At 41.9% G+C, this 25,107-nt stretch carries 25 protein-coding genes and 1 pseudogene; 2 read left to right on the top strand and 24 right to left on the bottom strand.

What is annotated here, in order from left to right; translation table 11 throughout:
• Positions 1–86 precede the first annotated feature (86 nt).
• The 4 genes and pseudogenes from rpoZ to LKD46_RS06560 all read right to left on the bottom strand — a co-directional run.
• Positions 87–341 (bottom strand): annotated as a pseudogene (rpoZ, locus tag LKD46_RS06575) (DNA-directed RNA polymerase subunit omega); the annotation flags it as partial.
• 53 nt (positions 342–394) lie between these two features.
• On the bottom strand, positions 395–1,015 hold the full coding sequence (gene gmk / locus LKD46_RS06570; protein ID WP_110104112.1) for a guanylate kinase: 621 nt from the start codon (positions 1,013–1,015) through the stop codon (positions 395–397).
• Positions 1,008–1,280 (bottom strand): DUF370 domain-containing protein, encoded by a 273-nt coding sequence (locus tag LKD46_RS06565; protein ID WP_110104113.1) that lies wholly within the window; start codon positions 1,278–1,280, stop codon positions 1,008–1,010. The genes gmk and LKD46_RS06565 overlap by 8 nt, the downstream gene beginning before the upstream one ends.
• A gap of 45 nt (positions 1,281–1,325) precedes the next feature.
• Positions 1,326–2,204, bottom strand: coding sequence for a YicC/YloC family endoribonuclease (locus tag LKD46_RS06560; RefSeq protein WP_015525190.1), 879 nt, complete (start codon positions 2,202–2,204; stop codon positions 1,326–1,328).
• A gap of 149 nt (positions 2,205–2,353) precedes the next feature.
• Here LKD46_RS06560 and LKD46_RS06555 point away from each other — a divergent pair, with 149 nt between their 5' ends.
• A complete protein-coding gene (locus LKD46_RS06555) occupies positions 2,354–4,105 on the top strand; it encodes an Rqc2 family fibronectin-binding protein (protein ID WP_110104114.1) in 1,752 nt (583 codons plus the stop codon).
• A gap of 178 nt (positions 4,106–4,283) precedes the next feature.
• Here LKD46_RS06555 and LKD46_RS06550 read toward each other — a convergent pair whose 3' ends face one another.
• The 9 genes from LKD46_RS06550 to LKD46_RS16650 form a co-directional block, all read right to left on the bottom strand.
• Positions 4,284–5,522, bottom strand: coding sequence for an AGE family epimerase/isomerase (locus LKD46_RS06550; protein ID WP_110104115.1), 1,239 nt, complete (start codon positions 5,520–5,522; stop codon positions 4,284–4,286).
• Positions 5,523–5,691: 169 nt separating this feature from the next.
• Entirely contained in the window at positions 5,692–5,895 is a 204-nt protein-coding gene (locus LKD46_RS06545; protein ID WP_015525195.1) for a hypothetical protein, read from the bottom strand.
• A gap of 147 nt (positions 5,896–6,042) precedes the next feature.
• On the bottom strand, positions 6,043–7,329 hold the full coding sequence (locus LKD46_RS06540; RefSeq protein WP_110104116.1) for a chloride channel protein: 1,287 nt from the start codon (positions 7,327–7,329) through the stop codon (positions 6,043–6,045).
• A 78-nt stretch (positions 7,330–7,407) separates the two neighbouring features.
• Positions 7,408–8,064, bottom strand: a complete 657-nt coding sequence (locus LKD46_RS06535) for a TVP38/TMEM64 family protein (RefSeq protein ID WP_110104117.1) — start codon at positions 8,062–8,064, stop codon at positions 7,408–7,410.
• 91 nt (positions 8,065–8,155) lie between these two features.
• Positions 8,156–9,517 carry a radical SAM/SPASM domain-containing protein gene (locus tag LKD46_RS06530; RefSeq protein ID WP_110104118.1) on the bottom strand — a complete coding sequence of 454 codons (1,362 nt, stop codon included), beginning with the start codon at positions 9,515–9,517 and terminating at the stop codon, positions 8,156–8,158.
• A 289-nt stretch (positions 9,518–9,806) separates the two neighbouring features.
• Positions 9,807–10,016 carry a tyrosine-type recombinase/integrase gene (locus LKD46_RS16735; RefSeq protein ID WP_207724838.1) on the bottom strand — a complete coding sequence of 70 codons (210 nt, stop codon included), beginning with the start codon at positions 10,014–10,016 and terminating at the stop codon, positions 9,807–9,809.
• 112 nt (positions 10,017–10,128) lie between these two features.
• Positions 10,129–11,706: a recombinase family protein gene (locus tag LKD46_RS06520; protein WP_110104120.1), complete on the bottom strand. Its 1,578-nt coding sequence runs from the start codon at positions 11,704–11,706 to the stop codon at positions 10,129–10,131.
• Positions 11,703–13,394, bottom strand: coding sequence for a recombinase family protein (locus LKD46_RS06515; RefSeq protein ID WP_110104121.1), 1,692 nt, complete (start codon positions 13,392–13,394; stop codon positions 11,703–11,705). The genes LKD46_RS06520 and LKD46_RS06515 overlap by 4 nt, the downstream gene beginning before the upstream one ends.
• Position 13,395: 1 nt before the next feature.
• On the bottom strand, positions 13,396–14,577 hold the full coding sequence (locus LKD46_RS16650; protein WP_227573943.1) for a recombinase family protein: 1,182 nt from the start codon (positions 14,575–14,577) through the stop codon (positions 13,396–13,398).
• 319 nt (positions 14,578–14,896) lie between these two features.
• Between LKD46_RS16650 and LKD46_RS16600 the strand changes: the two genes are divergently transcribed.
• Entirely contained in the window at positions 14,897–15,187 is a 291-nt protein-coding gene (locus LKD46_RS16600; RefSeq protein WP_110103855.1) for a hypothetical protein, read from the top strand.
• A gap of 47 nt (positions 15,188–15,234) precedes the next feature.
• On the opposite strand, the gene LKD46_RS06500 is transcribed toward LKD46_RS16600, so the two are convergent.
• The 11 genes from LKD46_RS06500 to LKD46_RS06450 form a co-directional block, all read right to left on the bottom strand.
• Entirely contained in the window at positions 15,235–15,567 is a 333-nt protein-coding gene (locus LKD46_RS06500; RefSeq protein ID WP_110103856.1) for a hypothetical protein, read from the bottom strand.
• Between the two features lie 298 nt (positions 15,568–15,865).
• Positions 15,866–16,054 (bottom strand): hypothetical protein, encoded by a 189-nt coding sequence (locus LKD46_RS06495; RefSeq protein ID WP_110103857.1) that lies wholly within the window; start codon positions 16,052–16,054, stop codon positions 15,866–15,868.
• Positions 16,055–16,166: 112 nt separating this feature from the next.
• On the bottom strand, positions 16,167–17,135 hold the full coding sequence (locus tag LKD46_RS06490; protein ID WP_110103858.1) for a WG repeat-containing protein: 969 nt from the start codon (positions 17,133–17,135) through the stop codon (positions 16,167–16,169).
• Positions 17,132–18,661 (bottom strand): hypothetical protein, encoded by a 1,530-nt coding sequence (locus tag LKD46_RS06485; protein WP_227573942.1) that lies wholly within the window; start codon positions 18,659–18,661, stop codon positions 17,132–17,134. The genes LKD46_RS06490 and LKD46_RS06485 overlap by 4 nt, the downstream gene beginning before the upstream one ends.
• 410 nt (positions 18,662–19,071) lie before the next feature.
• On the bottom strand, positions 19,072–19,512 hold the full coding sequence (locus LKD46_RS06480; protein ID WP_158526491.1) for a DUF488 family protein, N3 subclade: 441 nt from the start codon (positions 19,510–19,512) through the stop codon (positions 19,072–19,074).
• 13 nt (positions 19,513–19,525) lie between these two features.
• Positions 19,526–20,548 (bottom strand): hypothetical protein, encoded by a 1,023-nt coding sequence (locus LKD46_RS06475; RefSeq protein ID WP_110103862.1) that lies wholly within the window; start codon positions 20,546–20,548, stop codon positions 19,526–19,528.
• Positions 20,549–20,563: 15 nt separating this feature from the next.
• A complete protein-coding gene (locus tag LKD46_RS06470) occupies positions 20,564–21,358 on the bottom strand; it encodes a hypothetical protein (protein WP_110103863.1) in 795 nt (264 codons plus the stop codon).
• A gap of 2 nt (positions 21,359–21,360) precedes the next feature.
• Positions 21,361–21,552 carry a hypothetical protein gene (locus tag LKD46_RS06465; protein WP_110103864.1) on the bottom strand — a complete coding sequence of 64 codons (192 nt, stop codon included), beginning with the start codon at positions 21,550–21,552 and terminating at the stop codon, positions 21,361–21,363.
• Between the two features lie 136 nt (positions 21,553–21,688).
• Positions 21,689–22,543: a M48 family metalloprotease gene (locus LKD46_RS06460; protein ID WP_110103865.1), complete on the bottom strand. Its 855-nt coding sequence runs from the start codon at positions 22,541–22,543 to the stop codon at positions 21,689–21,691.
• 23 nt (positions 22,544–22,566) lie between these two features.
• Positions 22,567–24,372, bottom strand: a complete 1,806-nt coding sequence (locus LKD46_RS06455; protein WP_227573941.1) for a type IV secretion system DNA-binding domain-containing protein — start codon at positions 24,370–24,372, stop codon at positions 22,567–22,569.
• Complete coding sequence (locus LKD46_RS06450) at positions 24,341–25,096, bottom strand: DNA/RNA non-specific endonuclease (protein WP_110103867.1); 756 nt, start codon at positions 25,094–25,096, stop codon at positions 24,341–24,343. The genes LKD46_RS06455 and LKD46_RS06450 overlap by 32 nt, the downstream gene beginning before the upstream one ends.
• Positions 25,097–25,107 lie beyond the last annotated feature (11 nt).

Below are 25,107 nucleotides of genomic sequence, written 5' to 3'. Positions count from 1 at the left end.
TCTGTCTGAGCTGCTTCTGCAGTCTCAGTGCCTTCTGCGGTCTCGCCCTCTGCTGCCTCAAGAGCCTCCTTCTCAGCTTCAAGAGCCTCCAGCTCTTCCTCTTCCTCCTGTCCGGGAAGGATCTTTACTTTGCCCTTGTAAAGCTCATCAATGGCAACGGAAAGCGGTTTCTTTCCTGCTGCACCCGGTACAAGCGGCTCTGCTCCTGCGATCAGCTGGCGGGCACGTTTGCTTGCTGCAAGTACAAGAGAATAACGGCTGTTCAGCACGAGAGCCTCATCGTCGTCCTCGTTGTTTGTGTTGATAGCCTCAATTAATTCTGAATAAGATGGATGTATCATATCTTTTCTCCCTTCTGTAACGGCAGGGCCGTATTTAACTTGTTAATTGGTATTTATAAAAAAGCTTCCGCTTCTTTCTGGATCCTGGATACAAAATCATGATTCCTGGATGTACGCATGCGCTCACACCGGATGGTCTCATGAAGTGTATCAACACATTCCTCCAGATCATCATTGATCAGGAGATAATCATATTTATCCATTCCTCTGGATTCTTCAACCGCTCTTCTGAGACGCCCGTTGATCACATCCAGAGTCTCTGTTCCGCGACCTACCAGACGGTTCTTAAGCTCCTCCATAGACGGCGGACATACAAATACCAGCAGTGTATCCGGAAACTTCTCACGGATCTTCATGGCACCCTGGATCTCGATCTCAAGGATCACATCTTTCCCTGCGGAAAGCTGCTCCTCTACATATTTGCGGGGTGTGCCATAATAATTCTCCACATACTGTGCATACTCGATCAGTCCGTCTTCCCGGATCAGCTGTTCAAATTCTTCTTTTGTGCGGAAGAAATAAGCCTCTCCGTCCTTCTCGCCTGGTCTTGGATTTCTGGTAGTAACAGAAACAGATAATGCATAATTGTCATATTTTTCCATCAGCCGTTTCATGGCAGTACCTTTTCCGGAACCGGAAAAGCCCGAAACAACAACTAAAATTCCCTTACTCATTTCCTTCCTCCTTCGTTTCCTCTCCATACGCTTCCGAAAATCTCCTGGCAATGGTTTCCGGCTGCAGAGCGGAAAGGACAAGATAATCATCGGAAGTAACGATCACTGCTTTTGTTTTTCTTCCCTGTGTGGCATCGATCAGAGTTCGTGTCCCCTTGACACTCTGTATCATGCGCTTTACAGGAGCGGCATCCGGACTTACCACAGCCACGATCTTGCGTGAATTGACAACATTTCCAAAGCCTACATTAATAAGTTTCGCCATTTACGCTCTCCCTTTCTGTCTGTGTACAGCCTGTTTCCTGTCCGGTTACTCGATATTCTGGATCTGCTCACGGATCTTCTCGATCTCTGTCTTCAGATCGATGGCCGCGTTGGATACAATAAGATCATTAGATTTAGACAGGATAGTGTTCGCCTCACGGTTCATCTCCTGTGCCATGAAATCCATCTTACGCCCCACGCCCTCGTTCTCATCCAAGATCTTTCTCATTCCGTGGATGTGGCTTCGAAGACGTACCGTCTCCTCATCATTGCAGATCTTATCTGAAAAAAGTATCACCTCTGCGGCGATCCTGGAATCATCGATCTGGTTATCTTCAAGTAGCTCGTGCATCTTGGCTTCCAGTTTCTCCCGATAAGCCTTCACTACTTCCGGAGAACGTTTTTCCACTACATCGACCTTTGCTTCCAGTCCGTCCAGCTTCCCAAGAAGATCCTGTTTCAGATTAGCACCCTCACGCTGGCGGGTCTCCACAAATTTCCGGCAGGCCTCATGAAGCGGACCCTCCAGAAAATTCCAGAGCTCTTCCTCATCCGGAGCCTGCTCTTCCATCGTAAACACATCCGGATATCTGGAAAGTGTGGAAACACGGATATCATTCTCGATCCCCAGTTCCTCACTCATCTGGTTCAGATAACCCAGATATTCCTTTGCCAGCTCTGCATTGTATTTCAGAGCCATTCCGCCCATTGTATAGTCTTCATAGGTGATGAACACATCGACTTTGCCGCGGCGGATATAAGTCTTCATCACATTTCGGATCTCTCCCTCAAAATAGCTAAGTCTTTTCGGCATTTTGATGTTCAGATCCAGATATCTGTGATTGACGGATTTCAGTTCAACAGAAACCTTACGCTCTCTGGAAACTGCTTCTGCCCTGCCAAAGCCGGTCATACTTTTTATCATGTTATCCTCCAATACTGCCTCTTAAGTTTATCAGCTGCTGATAAATACAGTAACTGATTGCATACGGATTTATTATAGTTCATTCCAAAACCCTAGTCAAACTCTTTTTTTACTGTTATAATGATTGATGTTGAAATGGAGGTAAAATCATGGCATTTGACGGAATTACAGTTTCTGCTCTCGTGGCAGAGATCGATGATAATTTAAAAGGCGGACGTATCAACAAGATCGCCCAGCCGGAAAACGATGAACTTTTGATCACAGGAAAGGGCGCAAATGGACAGAAACGTCTTCTCTTAAGTGCAAGCGCATCCCTTCCTCTGATCTATTTTACAGATAAGAACCGTATCAGTCCTTTAACTGCACCGAACTTCTGCATGCTTCTCAGAAAGCACATCGGAAGCGCCCGTATCCTTGATGTGAAACAGCCTGGAATGGAGCGTGTGGTGGAATTTGAGCTGGAGCATCTTAATGAGCTGGGGGATCCCTGCAGAAAGCGTCTGATCATGGAACTGATGGGCAAGCACAGCAACATCATCTTCTGTGACGAAAAGGGAATGATCCTGGACAGCATCAAACATGTCTCTTCTCATATGAGCTCTGTCCGTGAGGTTCTTCCCGGAAGAGAATATTTCATTCCCAATACCAGGGATAAAGAAAATCCGCTGACTGTTTCCGAGGAGGAGTTCACACAGCACATCTGTAAAAAGCCTGTGAATATTTCCAAGGCGCTTTACACTTCACTCACAGGTATGAGCCCGGTAATGGCTGAGGAGATCTGCTACCGTGCATCCATTGACGGGAGCGATGCATCGCAGTCCCTGGATGAGGCAGCCTGCACCCATCTTTATCATACCTTTCTCCGCCTTATGGAACAGATCCGGAACAGAGAGTTCACCCCAAATATTGTCTACCGCGGAGAGGAACCTGTGGAATACGGTGTCTTTCCTTATCAGCAGTTTGGCAGTGAATACCGCAGCGAAATCTTTGACAGTGTCTCTGTTATGCTGGAGACCTATTATGCTACCAAAAGTCTGCTGACACGTATCCACCAGAAATCCTCCGATCTTCGCCGTGTAGTACAAACCGCTCTGGAACGTAACCGAAAAAAATACAACATCCAGAAAAAGCAGCTGAATGATACTGCAAAAAAAGATAAATTCAAGGTCTACGGTGAACTGATCAACACTTACGGATACGGGCTTGAGGAAGGCTGCAGATCCTTTAAGGCACTGAACTATTACACCAACGAGGAGATCACTATCCCTCTTGACCCGACACTGACTCCGGCACAGAATTCCAAGAAATATTTTGATAAATACGGAAAGCTGAAGCGTACAGAGGAAGCCGTCACAGAACAGATCACAGATACGGAAAGTGAGATCTCTCATCTGGAATCTATCTCCAATGCTCTGGATATCGCCAGATCTGAAAGTGACCTTTCCCAGATCAAGGAAGAGCTCACTGAGTACGGCTATATCAAACGTCACTACACAAACAAAAAAGGCCAGAAAGCCCAGCCGAAATCCAAACCGCTCCACTACATATCCAGTGACGGTTTTGATATCTATGTGGGAAAAAACAATTTCCAGAATGATGAGCTGACTTTCAAGTTCGCAACCGGAAATGACTGGTGGTTCCATGCAAAGAAAATGGCTGGTTCCCATGTGATCGTCCGCACCAAAGACGGTGAACTTCCGGACCGTACCTTCGAAGAAGCAGGCCGCCTGGCAGCCTGGTACTCCAAAGGACACTCTGCTCCCAAGGTAGAGATCGATTATATCCAGAAAAAGCATGTGAAAAAACCTGCCGGTGCGAAACCCGGTTTCGTTGTTTATTACACCAATTATTCTCTCATGGCTTCTCCGGATATTTTGGATCTGAAAGAGGTTACGGAGTAATAACTATTCAACAAAAAACCTTCCTGTGTTTTCTTATTTCTTCAAGACCGGATACCTGTATCTCTGCAAGTATCTGTCCTGAGAAATTTTTCTGTAAACACAGGAAGGTTTTTTTTATTGAACATTCGCACTCCGCTTCGTTACATGCTCACGAACAAAAATCGCAAAACGATTTTGTTCAGATCTCCAGTTTTTTCTTCACTGCCGGTGCAATAGACGTATCTGCTTTATGATATGGGATCAGTGTAGACTGCAGTGCATGGTACAGATCGGATTTTCCGGGCCATACGGTTCCTTTCAGATGATTCTGCTCATCCAGCTGATGAAACCAGGAGCCGTTTTCGTGATCCATGACCACTTCATCCAGGTACTTCATAAACGCAGCATAATCTTTCGCATATTTCTTCTTACCGGTCACCTGATAAAGAACTGCAGAGGTATTGATCGCTTCCGCAAGAGTCCAGTGCATACGGTCATGTACCACCGGTTTGCCATTCCAATCTGTCGTGTATACAATTCCCGGTGCACCATCTGCGTTCCAGCCATCTTTTATTGCTGTTGTGTAAAGGTTTTCTGCTGCCTGAAGATGTTTTTCCAGTTTTTCTTTCTCTTCTCCACAGTTTGCAAGCGTCCACTGTGTGATCAGCCTTGCCCATTCGATTCCATGTCCCGGTGTTGCGCCGTATGGCTTGAACGGATCATCCGGACGGTCACGGTTGCAGTCAAGATCTGCCACCCATTCCTTCGTAAAATGTTCCGGGATCCTCCAGTTATTATCTTCTGCCCACTGGATCACATGATCAATGATCCTGCCTGCACGAATGTGATATTTTTTATCCCCGGTGACATCTCCTGCTGCCAGAAAAGCCTCTACCGTATGCATATTGGCATTTAATCCCCGATAATCATCCAGCACAGTAAATTCTGTATTCCAGGTGTCACAGGCCAGCCCTTCTTCTTCATTCCAGAAATGTCGGTCATAAACAGCCAATGCCTCTTCAAGGAGCTCTTTCGCCCCGGGCCTTCCGGCTGTCAGTGCGGAAGATGCAGCCAGGATCACAAATGCATGGGCATAACACTGTTTATTGGGCACAATATCTCCTTCCGGTGTTACACCTGCATACCAGCCACCGTTTTTTTCATCGTGAAGCTCTCCCTTCAGACCTTTCAATGCCGCATCCGCAAGCTCTCCGCTTCCCTCATGGCCAAGCATCAGACCCAGACTGTATACATGAGCCATACGACAGGTGATCCAGGTTTCCCGATTTCTGTCCTTCCATGGTGTTCCGTCGTCCCCCAGATAATAGGAACCTCCATTCGGTGAAGGAAACCGATGTCCGAAATTCAAAAGCTCCTCACAGGATGCTTTCAGGAATTCCCGGTTTTCTTTTGTGCTGATCTCATATTTGCTGTTCATTTCAACCACCCCATCTACTTTTTTCTTTAGGATACCATTCTTTTTTGGGGACTTCAATTCCTTTGGATTCTTTTGACAGATTGACGAAAAAAGGAGAATGCCCTATATGCATTCTCCTCATATCAGATTTCTTAATTCCATTACCGTAACGGTCACAGATATCCCTGTATTAATCTTCAAAACAGGTGATCACATAACGCTCACTTTCCATGATCACATCGGAAACATTGTCTCTGTCCCAGATCGCATCACTGATGATATCTTTCAGCTTATCATCCATAACGATATTAAAATTCTCCTCGATCACCTGAAACGGGACTCCCTCATTCTCCTGTGCATACTCCATGATAAAATCAAGAATCTTCTCTTCCATACCTTAAAATCTGCCTTTCTGTAAATACTAACGTTTAATATATTACATCAGATTTCCGCAGATGTCCAGATATTTTCCAGCCATGTCCATGCGGTATTCCATAAGATATTATGCCAGTATACACACCCCTTCACATTTCGTTCTATATCAGAATTTGGTATGTCGGTTCACATATTTTGCTTTATATTTGGAGTACACAATGGTCTGATCCTTGTAAAGGCCATAATATCCCGATGCTGCATAGCTGATAGATACTGCGATCAGATAGAAGGATACTCCCTTAAATCCAAACATTTCAAAAGCGATCAGGATCGAAGTGATCGGACAGTTGGTCACACCGCAGAAAACTGCTGCCATTCCGCAGGCTGCACAGATCGACGGAGAAATTCCCATAAGATTACCCATCACACAGCCAAAGGTAGCTCCAATGCAGAAAGAAGGTACGATCTCTCCCCCGCGGAATCCTGCGCGCATAGTCAGTGCTGTAAGCACCATTTTCCAGAAAAAGGCGAAAGTATCCGCCTGTCCGTTTTCCACCGCTTTTTCAATAAGCTCCGCACCAGCGCCCATATATTCATCTGTTCTCAGAATAAAGGTGACAACAATGACCAGGCAGGCGCCCACTGCAACCCTGACATATTTATTCTTAAACCATCTGCCATAAAGTCCTGCTGCACCATTCAGCGCAATACAGAACATAATGCTGACAACTGCACAGCCCAGAGCGATCACTCCCATTTTCAGGCCAGTTTCCACAGTCAGTGCCGGAATATCCGTCACATGAAAACTTTCCGGTGTGACTCCCATTCCGGCTGCAAATCCGGAAGCAATCAATGACGCGATCATACACGGCATCAGTGCTGCATAATACATCACGCCCACACTGACCACTTCCAGCGCAAAAACTGCCGCTGCCATCGGTGTTCCAAACAATGCGGAAAACGCCGCGCTCATGCCGCACATGACAATTACATGACGGTCCTCCTCGTCCAGATGGATCCATCTTCCAAGCTGGTTGGCAATACTTCCTCCAAGCTGGATCGCTGCTCCCTCACGTCCCGCAGAACCACCGGCAAGATGAGTCAGCGCCGTTGTGATAAAGATCAGAGGCGCAGAAAGGATTGGCACATCATCTCTGGAACGCACGGTAGAAAGAACCTGATTGGTCCCTCCATCCTCTTTTCCAAGCTTCTCATACAAAAATACAATGACAAGTCCGGATAATGGCAGCAAAAGAAAAATCCATTCATGCGCCTTCCGATAACTGGTCACTGCCTTCAACGTAAAAGAAAACAGTGTGCTGGCAGCACCTACGATACATCCTGTAATGACAGCAAAAACCAGCCACTTGATCAGATTTGAGATATCCCGGCTGATTCTTGCACTGTAATAATATAAATGTTCCTTTAATCTTTTGTTATGATCGATCCCCATGTTCCTTCCCTTCTTTTCTTTACTGTCTGCATTATACTACATTTTTCCTCTCAGTAAAAGCAGGAAGAGAAAGCCCTGTTATTTTTTCTTCCGTGAAATATGCCTGTGTATCAGGATCGAGAATACACTGATCATCACAAGAAGCACTGCGGAGAGCCAGAATGCCGGAGACTTCGGATTTTTGATATTTGCTCCAAATATTGTAGCGAGAATAACTCCCGGCAGCGTTCCAAGCACGCCACCTGCCATATAGGTTCCAAATGGAATCTTTTCAGCTCCGAGAAACAGACTCACAGCATCTCCCGGTAAAAAGTTCAATGTCCGCATAAAAAATGAAATATACAGGCAATTTCCGTTCTGGTAATCTACTACTGTTTTCAGTTTCGGATATTTAGCTGTAAGACTTTCCACCATGGATGCACCTGAGAAGCGTCCCATCCAATATGGAAGTGCCAATGTGACTGCTCTTCCCAGAAAGTTCACCAGAAGTGCTGTTCCTGTAGAAAACAGATGCCCTACAGCAAGCTGCAGGATCGCAATGGGGAATACAAAGGAAACACTTTTCACGGCATAAAACACAAGCATAAGCAATGCAGCCTTAACAGGTTCCTTCGGCGTATAGCGCAGAATCTTTTCCACAGACAGATCCTCTCTATAACGGATACAGAAAAGGAGAAGCACAAGAAGGAGCACCGCCGGCAGATATTTTCTGATGTTATCAATCATTTTTTTCATGGTCTGATCCCTCCGTTTTCAAAAAAAGAGCACCGGCACCTGTTTCCGGTACCGTGCTCTTTCATAAGTTCTGCTTTTTTAAGTTTCAGGATCAGCAGCCTTTCTTCGCTGCCTTTCTCTCCTGGTCTTCCTTCCACATTTCCTCTGCTACCGGCTTCCAGTTTTCAGCATACCGGTCACATTTCGCACAGAGATGCTCTGCACTCTCCGGTGACTGAAGATCTGTGGAATGTGCTCCGGATTTTTCTACCATTTCTCTCAGCTTCTGCGGATTTTCAAGCATCGGGCATGGACGGTACATATTGTCATTAAACGGCTGTCCGTCATGATATGCCATCATCATCGGAGACTGCAGTGCTTCCAGAAGTGTTTTCTCGCGGATATTGGAATCAGAATAATGGATAAACACACATGGATCGATATCGCCGTTTGCATTGATATGCAGATAGCGACGGCCGCCTGCAATACATCCTCCCACAAACTCTGCATCATTCTGGAAATCCATGGCAAACAACGGCTTTGTTGCACGGTATTTACGGATACGCTCATAGGTTTCTCTTCTCTGTGCAGGAGTAGGAAGCAGCTCCGGTGCTGCATCATTTCCAACCGGCATATAATGGAAATACCAGATAAAGTACGCTCCAAGATCGATCAGGCTGTCGTAAAATGCCTCTGATGTGATAGACTCGAAATTTGCACTCGTATAACATGCAGAGATACCAAATACAAGCTTCTTCTCTCTGAGAAGATTGATGGCCTTGATAACCTTCTGGTATACACCATTTCCTCTTCTGCCATCTGTTGCAGTCTCAAATCCTTCCAGTGAAATTGCAGGAACAAAGTTTCCTACCCGAAGCATATCATTTGCAAAATCCTCATCGATCAGTGTTGCATTTGTGAAGGAAAGGAAGATACAGTCATTATGTTTCTCGCAAAGACGGATCAGATCCTTTTTTCTTACAAGTGGCTCTCCGCCTGTGTAAATATACATATAAACGCCAAGCTCCTTACCCTGGCGGATGATGTCATCGATCTCATCGTAGGTGAGGTTCAGCTTGTTTCCATACTCTGCTGCCCAGCATCCTGTACAGTGCAGGTTACATGCACTTGTTGGGTCAAGAAGGATTGCCCACGGGATATTACAGCCATATTTCTCACGGCATTCATCCTGTTTCTTCCAGCCTGCAAGATTTGCATTGATAAAGAAGTTTGCAACCAGAGTTTTCATAACATGCGGATCAATATCAGTTACCAATCTATGAATAAACGGATAATACGGATGTTCCGGATTGGAAATGACTTCGCGGATCATTGCTCTCTGTGTAGGAAATCCACCACCGGAAAATTTATCTGCCCAGTCCATGATCTTGATAAAATTCTTATCCGGATCTTTATAAACATAATTGAATGCCTGTTCAAGTCCGAATTTCTTAAGTGTGTTCATTGCGCTCATACTATCTCTCCTTATTTCTCTCAATGTAAATATGCAATCTAGCTAAACGGACATCTTCATTCCGTCACACTGCATTTCGAGTACCAAAGCTTTCTTACTATCTTTGCCTGACTCATGGTGTTACTGTACGTTTTTTCCATTTGAATAACAATAGGCAATATAATTGGTATGACCGAAAACTAGGCAAATCTGTTAAAATGCCTAAATATTTTTTAATAATCCCTATAAATAAAGGGTTTTTAGGTCAATATTTGTGAGTTGACACCATTTTTACACCATTTTACCCAGGCTATTCAGCTCGCCTTCTTATAGTTTCGTTCATCGCATCTTCAAGCATTAATATATTGTGAGTTTTTTGAGATTCATTGATATCCGTATAGATATCAAGTGTAGTATTTACGCTCTTATGTCCTAAATATGCTTGTACAATTTTAGGATTGATACCTTCATCAAAGCATCTTGTCGCAAAAGTATGTCTTAATGTGTGTGGATGTGTCAAGTATAGGACAAAAAAAATTTTATTTTTTTCTGCCGAAGACTATCTGACGCTCCCATCAGGTAGTCCCAGCACCTCTATTATCTTTTGATAAGTCATTCTCGTCCTGCTCAAGTTATCTCTGTTCTGAAAAAATATCGTCAAAATTCCATTCGATTTCAATTTCATCCTGACTATGAACACGGATCACCTTGATAATCTCACGCAGCTTCTCTGTATCGAACTTCTGAATTCCCAAGAAATCTTTTAGTTTTATTTTATCAGGAAGTTCATTTTGTTCAAGAAGCTTTTTGCTATTCTCCGCATCTTCTATTTTTCGTTTGATTTCATCCAGCTGTCCACTTATCTTTTCAGCTCTCTGCTTATACAAATCACGATCCATACGACCATCTTTGTAATCATCATAGAGCTTCATCTTTTCTGAAGTCAATTGTCGGCTCTGTTTTTGCAATTCTGCAGTATTGATCTCTTTATATTCGCATTGACTTTTGGAAGATGTTTTCTTTTCTTTTTCCAACAATGACGCTGCATACTGATGGACAAGTTCAAGGATATTCTCCTCCAGCGGTTCCCGTCGGATCACCAGACTTCGGCACACAGGATCTCCATTGGTTCTGGCATCAGAGCATTTCAGCAGATGCTCTGTTTCTTTTAACAGAGAATGCCCACAGTTGGCACATATCAGCAATGCCGGCTGTTTTTTACGTCTTTCCAGAGTAAAATTGGTGCGTGATTCTGCAACAATTCTCCGTTTTTTCGGATGCATTTCATTTGCTTTTTCAAACAATGCCCTGTCTATAATTGCTGTATGATGATTTTCCAGGCGAACCCATTCTGTTTCATCATTCAGAACTGCTTTATGGGCAGTATGCATACTGCAACGTGTTTTGCCCCAGATTCTGGTTCCAATATAAATCTCATCCCGGACAATTGCCGCTACTGTCGTAGCACTCCAGTGTTTCTTTTTGATTGTATCAAACCTCTGGAACTGCACCTGATCCCCTCTTGATAATTTCTGCTCATCACAAGTGGCAATCGCCTGTCTGTTCAATCCCCTTGTAATATCTGCAAAACTTGTTCCTTCCGCTGCCATCTGAAAAATCATTTTCACGACTTTTGCAGCCTCCGGATCAACTTCCAGCCTTCCATCTTTTCCTTTTTTATAGCCATATCTGGCATTTACCGGAAGACGTGTGCCGTTTTTTGTTCTCGTCTGCATTGCTGATGAAATTTTCTTTGACAAATCCAGGCTATACATATTGTATACCAGATTCTGCAATGCTACATTCATTCCACCAGTCATTCCGTTGCTTGCTGCACTGTCATAGCTGTCATTAATCGAAATAAATCGAATCTGTAGAAGCGGGAAAATATATTCAATATAAAATCCAACTTCCAGATAGTCTCTTCCGAATCTGGAAAAGTCTTTTACAACTACACAGCCGATTTCTCCGCTTTTCATGTCATCCTGCAGCTGTTGAAATCCCTGCCGTTTAAAGTGAGTACCGCTGACACCGTCATCCACATATTCCGGGATATCTGCCTCAACAACACCCAACTGATCAATCACAAATGATTTTAACAGAATTCTCTGAGAAGTTACACTGTCGCTCTCTTTTTTGGCTCTGCCATCTACATTGTCATCCTCTGCGGACAAACGGATGTAAACAGCTGTTTTTCTAAGATCTGTCATCTTGACTGCGCCTCCTTCTCTTTCTTTAATTTCTGTAAATCTGCAAACTGATCGTCATATACCAGCTTGATCTCATAATCATACTTACCATGGATGATAATTGAATCCACAAAGGCATCTGCCATTTCTTTTGTCAGCTTACGCTTTGACATATAAGTATGTATCACATTTCCCCAGCCTTCTTCGATGTGGTAATCCTGGGAATAACGAACCTGTGCCGCTAATACTGTGTCCAGACGGCTCTTGATATTCTCAATTTCATTGGAATAGATCCGAGAAAACTGTATGTACTCTTCTTCCGTAATCAAACGTTCCGAGTAATCTTCATATAAATCCGATTTACGCTTACTGATTCGGCTTAGTTCCCGTCGAAGTTTCCCCACTTCTTTATCCAAAAGCAGGTACTGTGTCTGGTTTTTGGAAGCTGCATTCATTTCCTGAATCATTTTTTCTGTATCCAATACGGTTTTCATATGCGTTTGGATCAGGCGAAGAACATCGTCATCCACATATTCTTTTCTGACTCTGTGCCCTTTGCATTGCTTTCCTCCGGATTTATGGTTAGTATTGGCTCCGCAGATATAAAAGAATGTGCCATTTCTTTCTCTGGACAACGTCATGCGGTTGCCACAGCCTCCGCACCATATCTTTCCTGTATAGAAATTATGGTTTCGAATAGCCCCATTGTTCTGCTGATGTTTCTTCTTATAAGCTTCCGTATATTCCTGGATTTTAGATTGTACCTGTTGAAACAACTCTCTATCTATAATCCCTTCATGCGTGTTCTCCACATGCACCCATTCACTCTCTGGTCGATTTCTCTGTTTATTTCCCTGGAAAACACTTTGCTGATATTTTCCAAATACAGAATCACCTGTGCAATGAACATCCTGAAGAACTCGTTTCACTTCATAATTATTCCAGGGTTTTGACTCCGGAAGCGGCTTTTCACCAGTTTTATAGAATTTTCTCTGTAAAGTCGGCGATAAAACTCCATCTTTATTGAGCTGTCTTGCAATATCACTATAGTTCCTGCCATCCATATACATAGAAAATATACTTTTCAGATGATCTGCTGCTTCTTCATCAACAATCAACTGATGATTGTCTTCTTCTGACTTTCTGTAACCATACGATTCCCAGGCACTTGTAAATTTTCCCTCTTTCCAAAGTGCTTTTTTTGCGCTGCTGCTCTTCTTGGCAAGGTCTTTCGAATAGAATTCATTGATAATATTCTTAAGTGGAACTGTAAGATCTACACCCTCTCTGAAGGAATCGAAATCATCTGTCACAGCCAGGAATCTTACATGGAAAAACGGGAATACTCGTTCAATATAATTGCTGGTTTCGACATAATTTCTTCCAAGTCTGGACAAATCTTTTACAATAACACAATTGATTTTTCCATGCTTGATATCTTCCATCATCTGTACGAATCCAGGACGGTCAAAATTTGTACCTGAATAGTCTGAGTCCTTATAGACTTCCGCAACCGAAATATCTTCTGTATCTGCTACAAAGTTTTTCATCAATTCCACTTGAGTTTCTATCGTTCCTCTTTCTAATGTTTCTTCTGTTTCCATTGAAATTCTGGCATACAATCCTGCCCGGAACGGTCTGCTCACCTCTGTCTGGACGGTTGCACTGCTGACTACTTCCGGAATGTTTTTCCTGCTCTTTCGTGCCATTTTATACAACCTCCTTTACCTTGATCTGCAGATTATTATCATTATCTATTACCGTATCAACTCCCATAGCGGGTAATTGATTCAGCAATGTCTGATAACAATCATCAAAATCAAAAGTGATTTCTATATCCTTTTTATCATATATTCTGATTTGCCTGATCAGTTCTACCACCACAGTGCGGGACAGTTCTTCAATATCCTGATATTTCACAAAATAATCCAGCCAGGTATTGGCATTGTCTGCTTTTTCTAACTCACTATCCATTTCTTTCTGGATCACACGGATACTCTCTTCCGCATTTCTAAGCCTCTTTCCATAGGCTGCATGAAGCTCTACATAGTCTTCTTTTGATACAATGCCCTCTTTCATATCCGAATAAAGCATCATCCGTAACTCCTTACAGCGTTCTGTCTCCTGCTTTTTCTTCTCCAGCCTGTCCTGCAGCTTCTTCATATTGATCTCCTGAAATGGCACAGTACCAATAAATTCCAGGACTCTTTTCAGGTGCAGGATATTCTGGATATGCTGTTTTAGCATCACCAGTACGGCATCTTCCAGATCCTTTTCCGGTATTCTATGACTGGAACAACGTTTTGTTTCTTTATTTGTGGAACATAAATAATAAGCATATTTTTTTCCTGCCACAGTAGAAACTTTTCTTGTCATAGGTGCTCCACAATCCGCACATATAGCAATTCCGGATAACAGATATACTTGCTTTTGGTCAGGTGAAGTACGTGTATCCATGCCAAGAAGCCTCTGAACTATTTCAAAATCGCGGTCACTCACCAGTGGTTCATGATTTTTCTCAATCCGGATCCAGTCATCTTCCGGTTTCACATAAGTCTGCTTCACTTTATGGTTCGGTGTCGTCCTTTTTCCCTGCACAAGGTTTCCGATATAAACCTCGTTTTCCAGTATCCTGCGGACGGTAACGGAACTCCAAAGTGCCTGTTCCTTCTGCCGGAAGCCTGTTTCATAACGACTGCCGTTGCTGATTTTATACTCAAATGGGGAAAGAATACCCAGTTCATTTAAACGATTAGCGATCGCATCCTGACTCATTCCCTGCAGCTTCATCTTAAAAATATCCTGTACTACACTGCCTGCAGATGGATCAATCTCTAATTTATGCTTATCTGTCTTTGTCTTCCTGTATCCAAAAGCTACAAACGGGGTCACACACTCACCTTTTTTCCTCTTAATCTCAAGATTACTCCTGATCTACTACAATATATTTATGGTTAATATCCCTTACAGCCAGTAAGGATTTATCCATCTTGTTGCTTAAGCTGTATAATGATGGAGCAATTGGTATATCGTCCCTTTTCTTGGACATCGCGTCCGCAATTAAGACTGATAACCAGCTCCTCATTCGCAGCGTTCGTTTTATGCAGGTTGAATCGCCATAGGTGCATTCGCGTCACACCACAGTAGATTGAATAGGCAATGAGTAAAACTGGTATTTATCCATTGCAATAATCTTAAGGAGTGACAATTTATGAACGCAGTAGGTATCGATGTTTCAAAAGGTAAAAGTATGGTTGCTATCATGCGACCATTCGGTGAAATTTCACTAAAAAAAGAGCTTCAAGATCTGGGCGTTACCAAAATCCCAACCTCTGAAAAAATCCAGAAGCGGATTGAAAGCCTTGAATCGGAACAGGCTGCTGTTATCTGCGAAAAGCAAGAATTACAGAAAAAACATGGAATCATTCAACAGAATTTTTCCGCACTGCTCAATGTTCCGGTAATGCAAATTCCAGTATCCAAAGCAGAAAAAATTCTATAAAAAATAGAGGTGCCAACATGGTACCTCCATTTATTCCTCGACTCTTCCTAATATTTTTTCTGTAATAACATACACTTTTCCAAGCATTCCTTGACTTTTTTTCTAGAATAATTTTCATTATTGCTATACTCTATCAGATACCAGTATATATCAGAATCAACATTTAAATATTCCTTAAAAGCTACTATTGCTTCCTCATACTGCCTCTGTTCCATAGAACAATAACCATATTGTAGTATTGCAAATCTTTTTTGCTGCCAGTCATCAACTACAAAAATACTTATCAGCATCACACACAGCACTACTCCAATTATAGCTTTTGCTTTCAAAGATGTCCGAGTTATCTGTTCTGACTTATCTTTAAATTTCCATTTTATCATTTCTCTCTACTCGTATAATCACATTTTCATAATATTTTTCCTAAGTTTTTATATTTTTCTATACAGATTTCTTCAACTTTGTAGATAGCGATATTCTACATATCAGGAAACTCTTTAATGTATAAATTCCTATCTTTTGTCTCACTTAAAGAATCCGATATAAAATGTATTGGAATCAAGAATTTCAATAGACTCCACTCTCTTCATCTCTAATTTTTGTTGCATTTACTGATTATTTTGTTATTTAATCATCGTACATACCAGTAACATCTTTTCTTTTTCGCATCCTCAAATTTAATTATGAATTTTCTTCATCGATTTGTGCTGTTCCAAAAAGCTCATCGAACTTAGCTTCCAAAATTTCCTGCAAGGAACAGTCTTCTTCATCAAAATCATTATCAACATTCCTCTGTTTCTTTTCTTTTTCCTCATTATGACGCATAATATTCCTCATTGCTTCTGCAAATTCTTTATGTCTATCAGTCAATTTATTTCTCCTCCATATACTTATTAATTTTCCTCAGCCAGTTTAATCTGCGCTCTTCAACAATTATTAAACAAATGTATCTTTGCTCTCACGGATATCCCTGATGCAATAATCAGCTTTCTATTATTTTTTCCTGGTTTCTTGCATTGATCACCTGAATTATTCCATTGTTACCATGAGCTATGAAAACAAGTTCATCCATTGTATAATCTCCTCCCCGATATGCATATTCAATTTTTTGATACTCTGGTGTCACAATTACATTGCCATCATAATCAACAACTCCCATCAGGTTGTCCTCTGTCCAAACAAAAGCAAATTGACCATTATAAACACAGGAAATTCTCACAAAAGATTCATAATTTGCAATAATTCTTATTTCTTCTTCGTTTTGTTCAAACGGAAGTAATTCAAACAAAACTGCTTTTCCATCGACTATTGCACTTCCTAAACACGTTACGTTTGGCAAATCTCCAATCATTTCTGCACCAGAAAAAATGACCTTATCGTCACGATTAATAATTTCCCATGTACCATCCTCTTCTTGAACTCTGCAATATAATCCTTGCATTTCAAATGTTAGTGATCCATCTTGATAATCTTTGGTTATTCTTTTTCCTTCTTCATTAATGTAATAAATTTTTCCCGATGTTTCTTGAACTCTTGCTGTTCCATCTGCAAATTCAGCTGCTTCTACAAAAATAGGATCCGTCAAAAGGTTTCCATCTTTCTTGAGGTATCCGTATTTCCCGTTATTGCCGATGTATCTTGCAACATTCTCCCAGGAAAAATAGAATTCATCCGTATACAGATACTTGAACGGCCCTACATCAATACCCGTGGGGGCATGGTATATAGTGCCAAATTGGGTATACTCAAATCTATTTTCTTCAGATGTATTCTTCGCACAATCTGTTTCATATGCAATTTGTTCGTTCATCTGGTTAATCGCTGGAACAGCACCTGTGGCAATATGTAGTGTATATTTCCATGCCAAGCACGCAACTATAATCCCAAAGATCACCAAAGCAACACTTAATATCTGGTTATTTGTAAAACAATTCTTCATCTTCTTAATCATTCAACCACCTCCATACAATCAGGTCTATTATTCTCCATATATTTCTGAAGTATTTCACTTCTAACAGTGTCGTCCTCAACATCATGCCAAAGATCTGTATCAGCTGATTTTTCAACAATAAGCACACAAGTTTCATCCAAATCTATTGGTCTTAGTACCATTACATTATGCTCTTTATATTCTTCAGCAAAACAAATCACTGTAGCTTCTTCAGCACAAGTCAGTACAATCTTAAATACATTATCCTCATCCCAGTCCATAAGCTTAATCTCTGCCCCTTCAAATATATCGGATACTCTTTTATCAGCATAAAAACTCTCATCAATACACTTTGATTCGATTACAGACCAGATTAACAATCCCAAAGCAATTGTGTCCATGTAAAATCCTATTCTACCCGCAAATGGAAGAGCGATTGGCAGCGGAAGAACACCTATGCTATATGGAATCCCCCAAATCACCCTCATTGCTAACGTCCACCAGGCAGCTTTATACACGAGATAATTTCTGTTAAAGACTACATTTTTACCTAAAAGTCGATATGACGCAATCAGAAACAAGAGCAATACTATGACAATAGCCACCCCAACTACCCAACCGCCATAATATAGTCCAGCAAGGAAGTAATTATTTCTATCAGCCAGAAAAGCTGTTACCGTACTATTAGAAATCAGTTCAGATGAACACCCAAATGCAGACGCTCCGGTAATGATTTGCTTTATATTATTCTGATAGACTCTCCAATCCTTGCCATACGAATACTGATCAAATGACATACCCGTACGATAAAACACAACTAATAAAGCACCCCAAAAGAATATATATAACCCTATGAGGGCAAGTACATTGCCTTTTTTATTGCAACAACTCCATGCATATTTTCTGACTGCAACAATCACAGTAATAATTTCAATAGCAGCCAACTCAATCAGCCAGATGTTTGGCAACTTCATAAAAAGCAGATATGAGATCAGTGAAAGCATTAGCAGCTGCATAACACCTGATATTACTGCTTTCATGCTATAGTATTCTTCACGGATCCCTCTAAAGATCATCTGCGTCCACAATGGAAATACAATAAAGAGAATTGGATCAAACATATATTTTTTATTTATGTTGAGAAATCCTATCGTAATATAAGTAGAATCTGTAAACACAGTAATATCTGTCCACATTTCAAATACAAAAGCCAGAAGACAAAGAAACGCTAAGCTTCCCATTGTAAGCATGGATTTTCTCAATATGCACCATCTTTTGCCATCCCCACCAGGCATCTCTTCTATATAGTCCTCCGGTTCATCATCAAAAAGAATCGAAAACCAACTGCCGTTTCCCGCTGGCTTAAGTAGGGACCAGTAGAAGAAGGTTCCTAGCAGAGTTATAACTGCAAATATCAAAAAACTGTATGCTCCAGTTCCTTCATCATAACTTGCCATATATGTAAATGTTCGAAGCCAGATAAACGTGAGCCAACATACTATAGATAACAGAACCGATATTTTGTATCCTTTTTTACTCTTAATCATGTGTCTATCCTTCATCCTTTCTGAAATTGATGACCAGACTATAGCCGGTCACCAGAAACCAATATTTGTGTTTAAGCGTTCTCATCCCGAGCGTCTATTGGGGAAAATTCTGCACGATAATGCATAGATAATGCATAGCCTCAACCTTGTTTCCGACCTCATGTAGCACATTAGGTGCAGCATCTGCAAAGGCTTTTGCCTCCTTGAGTCCCATCCAGTTAATTCACGTACTGCCTTAATGACCTTAACTTTTTGCGATCTGGAATTTATCAACCGCATTTCATATCCTGTTTCAGATAAAACATGATTAACAACACCTCTCTTTCACGATGGTTTGCTTTTAAGGCAACATTATCTTAACAATTCCTATTACATTGCTCAGTTCCATATCCGAAAAATGAGTTATCTAATCAGCTACCATCCAGTTGGTAAACACGGTAAGCATCACTGCATTCAACGGAGGCTCCCATATTGAGCAGTATTCCTGCCACAATTGATCTATGACATGTTTTTTCCTCATCATCAGGGCAAAAGCAAACAAGACATATATTCTTTTCGTTGCTTACAGCCACAAGCTTTCTAATCAGTTTCATAGAAGCATCACAGCCTTGAATATCATTTAAAAATCTCGGCACATAGTGTTCTGTAAAGGCTTGTTTGTTCCACAGTCCTGAATGAACCATACTTCTATACTCTTTAAACAGGCTTTCTTTTGGCGCCAATTCCGGAACATGAAAAACATTATCAAAATCCTCAAACAGACTTCTCAACTCATCGACTGCAAAGCATATAACCCAAACTTCATCAAACTCTGCCGGATTGGTTTTAAAAATATTACCAATGGAAATCATACATATCCTCCTTTCAGGCTGCCTCTCGGAAAGATTCTTTTCTTTCCGGAAGGGCATACCAATTCTGTGTATTATCATCTGCCAAAGCGTAGATAGACACTAAAGAACGCTTCATATTCAGCAGGTCTTCTGTGAAGAGAATGGTGTTTTCCTCACTCCACATTCCATTTGCTCTTAAATACTCTGCAATCTTGATGTTGTGATCACGAGATTCACCGCAGATAATCATCTGCGGATATGAAGCATCCCCATGATAATTAGAATCAAGATATGTCTCATTGTGAATCAGATTGTAGTAGCGTTCGAGCTTGCTCATTAACTTCTCATAAGAATCCGGAGTATCACGAATCACTTCATAAGCCAGCACTGAGGTGTTATCGATCTTTACAGTTGCGGCTGTTCTAATCATGCAACTGCTCCCTGCCAGTTCAAGATTTGTAGCACGCATAGTCTCCATGATACCGAAGCGCTGCATCTGCGTATTACTCATCATAAGGTTGAGAATAATCTGATTGCCAACCAGGATTCTCTTTACATCACAGGCAGTATCATCAGGCATACCCTTCTCTCTTCTCTTTGAAAAAGACACGTAACGGTTGCCCATATGGAAGTTAACACCTTGTTCCAATGCAAGCTGATATCCGAAATAGTCAAGCTCATAATACTTAAGTCCATGTTCTGCACCAGCTGACACCATCTCGTTCTCCTGGATCACACGATACTTCATCAATTTAAGAATACGCTTTCTCAGTTTAGGACGATCAACGTCATAGCCTCTCAGGGTAATATACTCAAAAATCTGGAGAGAATTGAGATACTTAGAGCAAGCAACTTGCTCCACAATTGCATAATCAACGCTGTCAAGGAGCTCACGAAGTTCATCTACGCTTGTCATGCAGTATTGTACACGTGAATGTTCAATATGCTCATCGTCTCTTGCCGCAAAAATCGGGGTCTCCGGCACGGTATACGCTGCCAGTTCTGCAGTCATTCTTTCATAGGTTTTAGGATCATTCCATTTTGTATAATTCATCATATCTTTTCCCCTTTCTTACAGGTCATTCTCAAGCATTGTAATCAGCTTATGTTCCAGGTTGTCCTGCTCCAGATTTGCACAATAGTATTCACAAAAGTACTCAACCGTCTCCATCTGCTCTGTAGTCAGATAGTTCTGCACAAGCAGCAATCTGTTAGGTACGATACCGTACTCACGGCCGATACGAGCGAGCTTATCATAGTCACGGAACTGCTTTCCGGACTTGATTTCGATCACGTATACAAGGGCATCTGTAACGTTCTCGATGATCAGATCAAACTCGTTCTTCAATTTTCCATCAACGGTTGCCACTTTCGTATTCGCATAGAGCTTGAACTGCTTACCATACTTCTTCTCCAGCTTAGTAAGCACGTCACCCACCACCTTGCGGATGGCAATCTCCATATACTGGCCATTGATAAACATCAGGGCCTTAGGACTTAACACAAGTCGACCATGGAGCATCTCGCAATCCTCACAATAGCGAACCTCAGCAATAACACCATATAAATTCTGGCAAAGATCGATGATACCTGCCTTTCCTTCATTGGAAACACCTCTCAGGCTGAAGTGAAAATCTTCTCTTTTAGCGCCAAACAGAATACGCAGTTCGTTGAGAAAGCCTCTAATTTCAGCGTCCAGCTTGAGCATTCTAAGTGCAAGCCTCTCTACCGCAGGCGGAACAAGATCAGCCTGTTTGGAATACTCGATTTTGATGTTCTGACTGCTTTTTGTCAGTACGTTAGATACATTGGATACAACATTCATGTTTTCAGCAGATACCAGTCTTAATGCAGTTGCGTTGATCATACTTAAACCTCCCTGTATTCCAGAATCATCTGTCTGGTTTCCTTTTTCTTATGTTTGCGATTGTACACAGTCTTTAAACTCATATACGTTGTGAGACGGACCCAGATGTCACCCTTTTCTAAGGCCATCTTACGTTCTATTCCACGACTAGTTTTGAGCTGTGTAATCTTGGTTTTCTGAATTGGATTTCTCATCTTGGTTATCTCCCTCACTTTCTATGTAGATTTTAAAACAACTGCATTTTTCTCTCAGTTCCGTATCGGAAACAAAAGTTATCAAAAAAAGAAAATCCAGAATACAGGTTTTTAACTCTGTACTCTGGATTGATTTCTATGCCCACGGCAGCATTCTCTGCTTGTCAATGCTATTTAACTGTTGTATCCTAAGCGCCAAACTCGGATGTGTATCATATAATACGGATAAAAAGGTCTGGCCTGATGCTCCTGTATCTGGTGCAAAGCGTTCCAGGAATCTTCTAAGATAGAATGCATACCCCATGTCTGCTGCAAAACGATCAGCCATAAATTCGCTTCTACGCCCAAGTGCAGAAATTACCAATCTGCTCACCTGGAGAACGATAGTCTTTGCTGCTTCCATTACAAACCGAATCAAGCCGGAAATCTTGCTTGTAATAAAGTAGGATGCAAACGAGAATCGAAACAAGCCCATCATACAGCAGATTACCATAATGATGTAAACACAGGCAATCAATGCAAACTGATAAAAAGCAAGGACAGCTATGATTCCAAGACAGTTTACGATAAGTACCATGTTCAGCACACTGTCCCCATTCGTAAGGTGACCAAGCTCATGAGCAATGATGGCTTCTACGGTCCTATTGTCCAGATTTAAGGCTCCTTCTGTCACGCCTATACTTCTAGCGCCAAAACAGTAAGCATTCATTTCATCTCCTGGAATCAGGCACACCTTTATGTTATTAGGAAGGTTACGGCCCTCAGCCGCGACTTTCTCCCTAACTCTCTGATAACAATTATCCAGCTTCGCATGCTTAACTCCCAAAGATGGGTCGCATGGAATCACTCTGTATTTTACCCGGGCGATATGCTCACCAATTCCCAAAGCATAGATAATTGCCGCCAGAGCAATAAATACACCTCCGAAAGCGAAACACAGCAGGTCAATCACCAGCAATACTGCCGATATAATGTATCCTCTTCGCTTCATCTTAATCACCTCACATTCAAAATTTATCTCCTATGGTTACGGAAGAAAAACGGAGAATAGCCAGCTAATGAAACAATACAGTCACCCGGTAATGCAATCTTGTAAAAATCCGCATCTTGGATCACGCTACGTTCTCTTAACTCTGGTTTTCCACCGCCATAGCCTATTACTGACACCAGATTTTTTCCGTATCGGTTACTCAACAACTGTCTGCTCTTGTAGTCACTGGTAAAGAAACAAAAAACATTCGGGAAAAGCCCCAGCATACAGCTAGCTTCACTCTCTGAATAATTTTTTTCCAGTAACTGTACTGACTGAACCGCTGCAATCAACCTAAAGCCGTTGCTTCTGCCGTAGGCTAAGGCTGACTGAAGATATTGTAAATGGCCAAGAAGGCTAAATTCATCCAGGAAGAACCAGACCTTCTGATCATTTTCCTCAAGACTCTGTTTGATCATCTGGTCGAGGATCATATCAAAGAAAACGATACTTGACTCTGTGCTCTCTGCGTAATTGAAAAGCAGAAATACCTTCTTACCTTCTCTTAATGCTTGTCTCACAGAGAATGTTCCCGGCTTTACAAAAGCACCTCCCTGAAATGTTTCCTTTAACACGGTTCGCAGCTCGCCGAGCACACCAAGAGCCTGCGCAGTGCCACCTTCTCCCAGGTAATCCGATAAATGATGCAGTCTAGTCACCTCTTTGATCAGGGTTAATAAACCTTTTCTAGTTTTATCATTCACCACAGAATCCTTAAGTGTGACCGTGTTAAAAAATCCGATCAGAGTACTGTTAGTAGGCTTCTTTCCGGTCTGTAGCTCATAATTTTCATACAAATACATCGTCAAGGACTTGAACATATCCTTTGGTGCATTGGTAAAAAAAGGCTGTACTGTATTCTTATGTTTGGAGAACATGACATCACAAAGCTCAACCAGTGTCTTCTCCGGATCATTTGAAGCTTCCATCTCTGCAAAAATATTCCAGATACACTCTGGTTTGCATGCATTATATTCGAGAAGAAGATCTCCGTTTTCCGGATGATAGAATCCATCAATCATCTCTCTCTTGGTTGCAAAGATCACTGCGGCATCCTGCGCTCTCATGTCACTAAAAATTCGTGGCATAATTGCATTGCGCAGTAAATAGGACTTACCACTTGATACCTGTCCAATCAACAGTGTTGGTTTTTCAAGAATAGAATCATCTATCATGAAACCTGGTGCTAACTGAATCACTGGTGCTTTACTGTTTTTCTCCACATTAGGTCTTTCCAGTAAGGTAATTTCACTACTTTGCATCTGTAACATACCGTATCCTCCCTTATAATCCATCTTCATTATCATAAGTATTTTCTTGGCCATTTCCGGGGGTGTATCCGTGGCATATATTCTATGCCCGTCCCATGATCCACGACTATCATTGTATTCTGTACAAAATTTAATGCCCACACCACTCCAGTGAACAAGGTTTCTGATATAGTCATCCAACAGGTAAGCAATCTTCTCTCTGCATAAAGGCATCTTGACGCTCCCATAGGAAATGAAATGACAACAGCACTCTGGCAACCATGGCAGCCAAAATCTTAGCCACTCTTTTTTCTCTTTGATCGCATATTCATTATCCAGCACTGAACTTAAAATATGTACATCCATATCCAACTCAAAGATAAGACGTACTGCATCAATCAGATTTAACTCTGGCTTTCTGGAAAGAAAGAACCCTTCAGAGGACACATCTCTATAAGATGCGTCCTCCCACCTCGCCAGGACTCCATCCATGTCAACATACAGAACTTTATTCTCCAAGCCCGTCATCTTCTCCTCCACTACCTCCTTCGCCAGAGTTATCTTCTCCAACACCTTCACTTGCTCCTTCTGATTCACCGGAAGATACTTCGGCACTTGCAGGCGCTTCACTTTCAGTGATTCCGGCATCCAAAAAGGACGTATCAAAATCAGTATGCTCCCATCCGCTACCAAGTCTGTCATCGACATCATCTTCTGCACCACATAAGTCATTAGCAATATCTATTTGTTCATCCGTCATGCCAGCATTCTGCGATGAATCAACCGTCTGATCCGCCTGATTGGCGGTATCATTCCAAGACTGCTGCATTTCATGACTAGCATTCTGAAAAGAAATATGCTGCTCATCAATGGCACCGGTAGTGTTATCCTGAACTCCTACATTGATCATTGTTGCATCCGGTCGTTCACCGACACTGTTAAAATTGGAAACATTCATAGAAACCGTGTTGTTCGGATTTGCTGCAAGATTGGCAACATTTCTCTCCACATTCGCTTGATCCTTCTGATTGACATTCGCAGCCTGCGCATCAAGATTTGTTGGGTCGTTTCGGCCACCAAAGCGATCAGCAATAAGGTGTCCGCCCTGATCTCCTGCCTGACGATCTGCGCCTCCCGCACTTCTCTGTGCACCAAGATCTCTTTCACTGGTAGAGCCATTTGCTATGATTCCTGAAGCACTCTTACCAGTAGCATTATGTGAGTAAATGTATTCTCCAGGAGTTCCACTATAGTCCATACTCATTTTCTTTCCTC

The sequence above is a fragment of the Blautia fusiformis genome (assembly GCF_020686995.1).
In the GTDB taxonomy this organism is placed as follows: Bacteria; Bacillota; Clostridia; order Lachnospirales; family Lachnospiraceae; genus Blautia_A; species Blautia_A fusiformis.
The sequence above is the reverse complement of the archived record's forward strand: the minus strand, read 5'-3'. Positions and strand labels throughout refer to the sequence as shown.

Coding starts and splice junctions, on each gene's coding strand:
- gmk (WP_110104112.1), bottom strand. CDS start 1,015: ATGAGTAAGGGAATTTTAGTTGTTGTTTCGGGCTTTTCCGGTTCCGGA.
- LKD46_RS06565 (WP_110104113.1), bottom strand. CDS start 1,280: ATGGCGAAACTTATTAATGTAGGCTTTGGAAATGTTGTCAATTCACGC.
- LKD46_RS06560 (WP_015525190.1), bottom strand. CDS start 2,204: ATGATAAAAAGTATGACCGGCTTTGGCAGGGCAGAAGCAGTTTCCAGA.
- LKD46_RS06555 (WP_110104114.1), top strand. CDS start 2,354: ATGGCATTTGACGGAATTACAGTTTCTGCTCTCGTGGCAGAGATCGAT.
- LKD46_RS06550 (WP_110104115.1), bottom strand. CDS start 5,522: ATGAACAGCAAATATGAGATCAGCACAAAAGAAAACCGGGAATTCCTG.
- LKD46_RS06545 (WP_015525195.1), bottom strand. CDS start 5,895: ATGGAAGAGAAGATTCTTGATTTTATCATGGAGTATGCACAGGAGAAT.
- LKD46_RS06540 (WP_110104116.1), bottom strand. CDS start 7,329: ATGGGGATCGATCATAACAAAAGATTAAAGGAACATTTATATTATTAC.
- LKD46_RS06535 (WP_110104117.1), bottom strand. CDS start 8,064: ATGAAAAAAATGATTGATAACATCAGAAAATATCTGCCGGCGGTGCTC.
- LKD46_RS06530 (WP_110104118.1), bottom strand. CDS start 9,517: ATGAGCGCAATGAACACACTTAAGAAATTCGGACTTGAACAGGCATTC.
- LKD46_RS06520 (WP_110104120.1), bottom strand. CDS start 11,706: ATGACAGATCTTAGAAAAACAGCTGTTTACATCCGTTTGTCCGCAGAG.
- LKD46_RS06515 (WP_110104121.1), bottom strand. CDS start 13,394: ATGGCACGAAAGAGCAGGAAAAACATTCCGGAAGTAGTCAGCAGTGCA.
- LKD46_RS16600 (WP_110103855.1), top strand. CDS start 14,897: ATGAACGCAGTAGGTATCGATGTTTCAAAAGGTAAAAGTATGGTTGCT.
- LKD46_RS06500 (WP_110103856.1), bottom strand. CDS start 15,567: ATGATAAAATGGAAATTTAAAGATAAGTCAGAACAGATAACTCGGACA.
- LKD46_RS06490 (WP_110103858.1), bottom strand. CDS start 17,135: ATGATTAAGAAGATGAAGAATTGTTTTACAAATAACCAGATATTAAGT.
- LKD46_RS06485 (WP_227573942.1), bottom strand. CDS start 18,661: ATGATTAAGAGTAAAAAAGGATACAAAATATCGGTTCTGTTATCTATA.
- LKD46_RS06480 (WP_158526491.1), bottom strand. CDS start 19,512: ATGATTTCCATTGGTAATATTTTTAAAACCAATCCGGCAGAGTTTGAT.
- LKD46_RS06475 (WP_110103862.1), bottom strand. CDS start 20,548: ATGATGAATTATACAAAATGGAATGATCCTAAAACCTATGAAAGAATG.
- LKD46_RS06470 (WP_110103863.1), bottom strand. CDS start 21,358: ATGATCAACGCAACTGCATTAAGACTGGTATCTGCTGAAAACATGAAT.
- LKD46_RS06465 (WP_110103864.1), bottom strand. CDS start 21,552: ATGAGAAATCCAATTCAGAAAACCAAGATTACACAGCTCAAAACTAGT.
- LKD46_RS06460 (WP_110103865.1), bottom strand. CDS start 22,543: ATGAAGCGAAGAGGATACATTATATCGGCAGTATTGCTGGTGATTGAC.
- LKD46_RS06450 (WP_110103867.1), bottom strand. CDS start 25,096: ATGAGTATGGACTATAGTGGAACTCCTGGAGAATACATTTACTCACAT.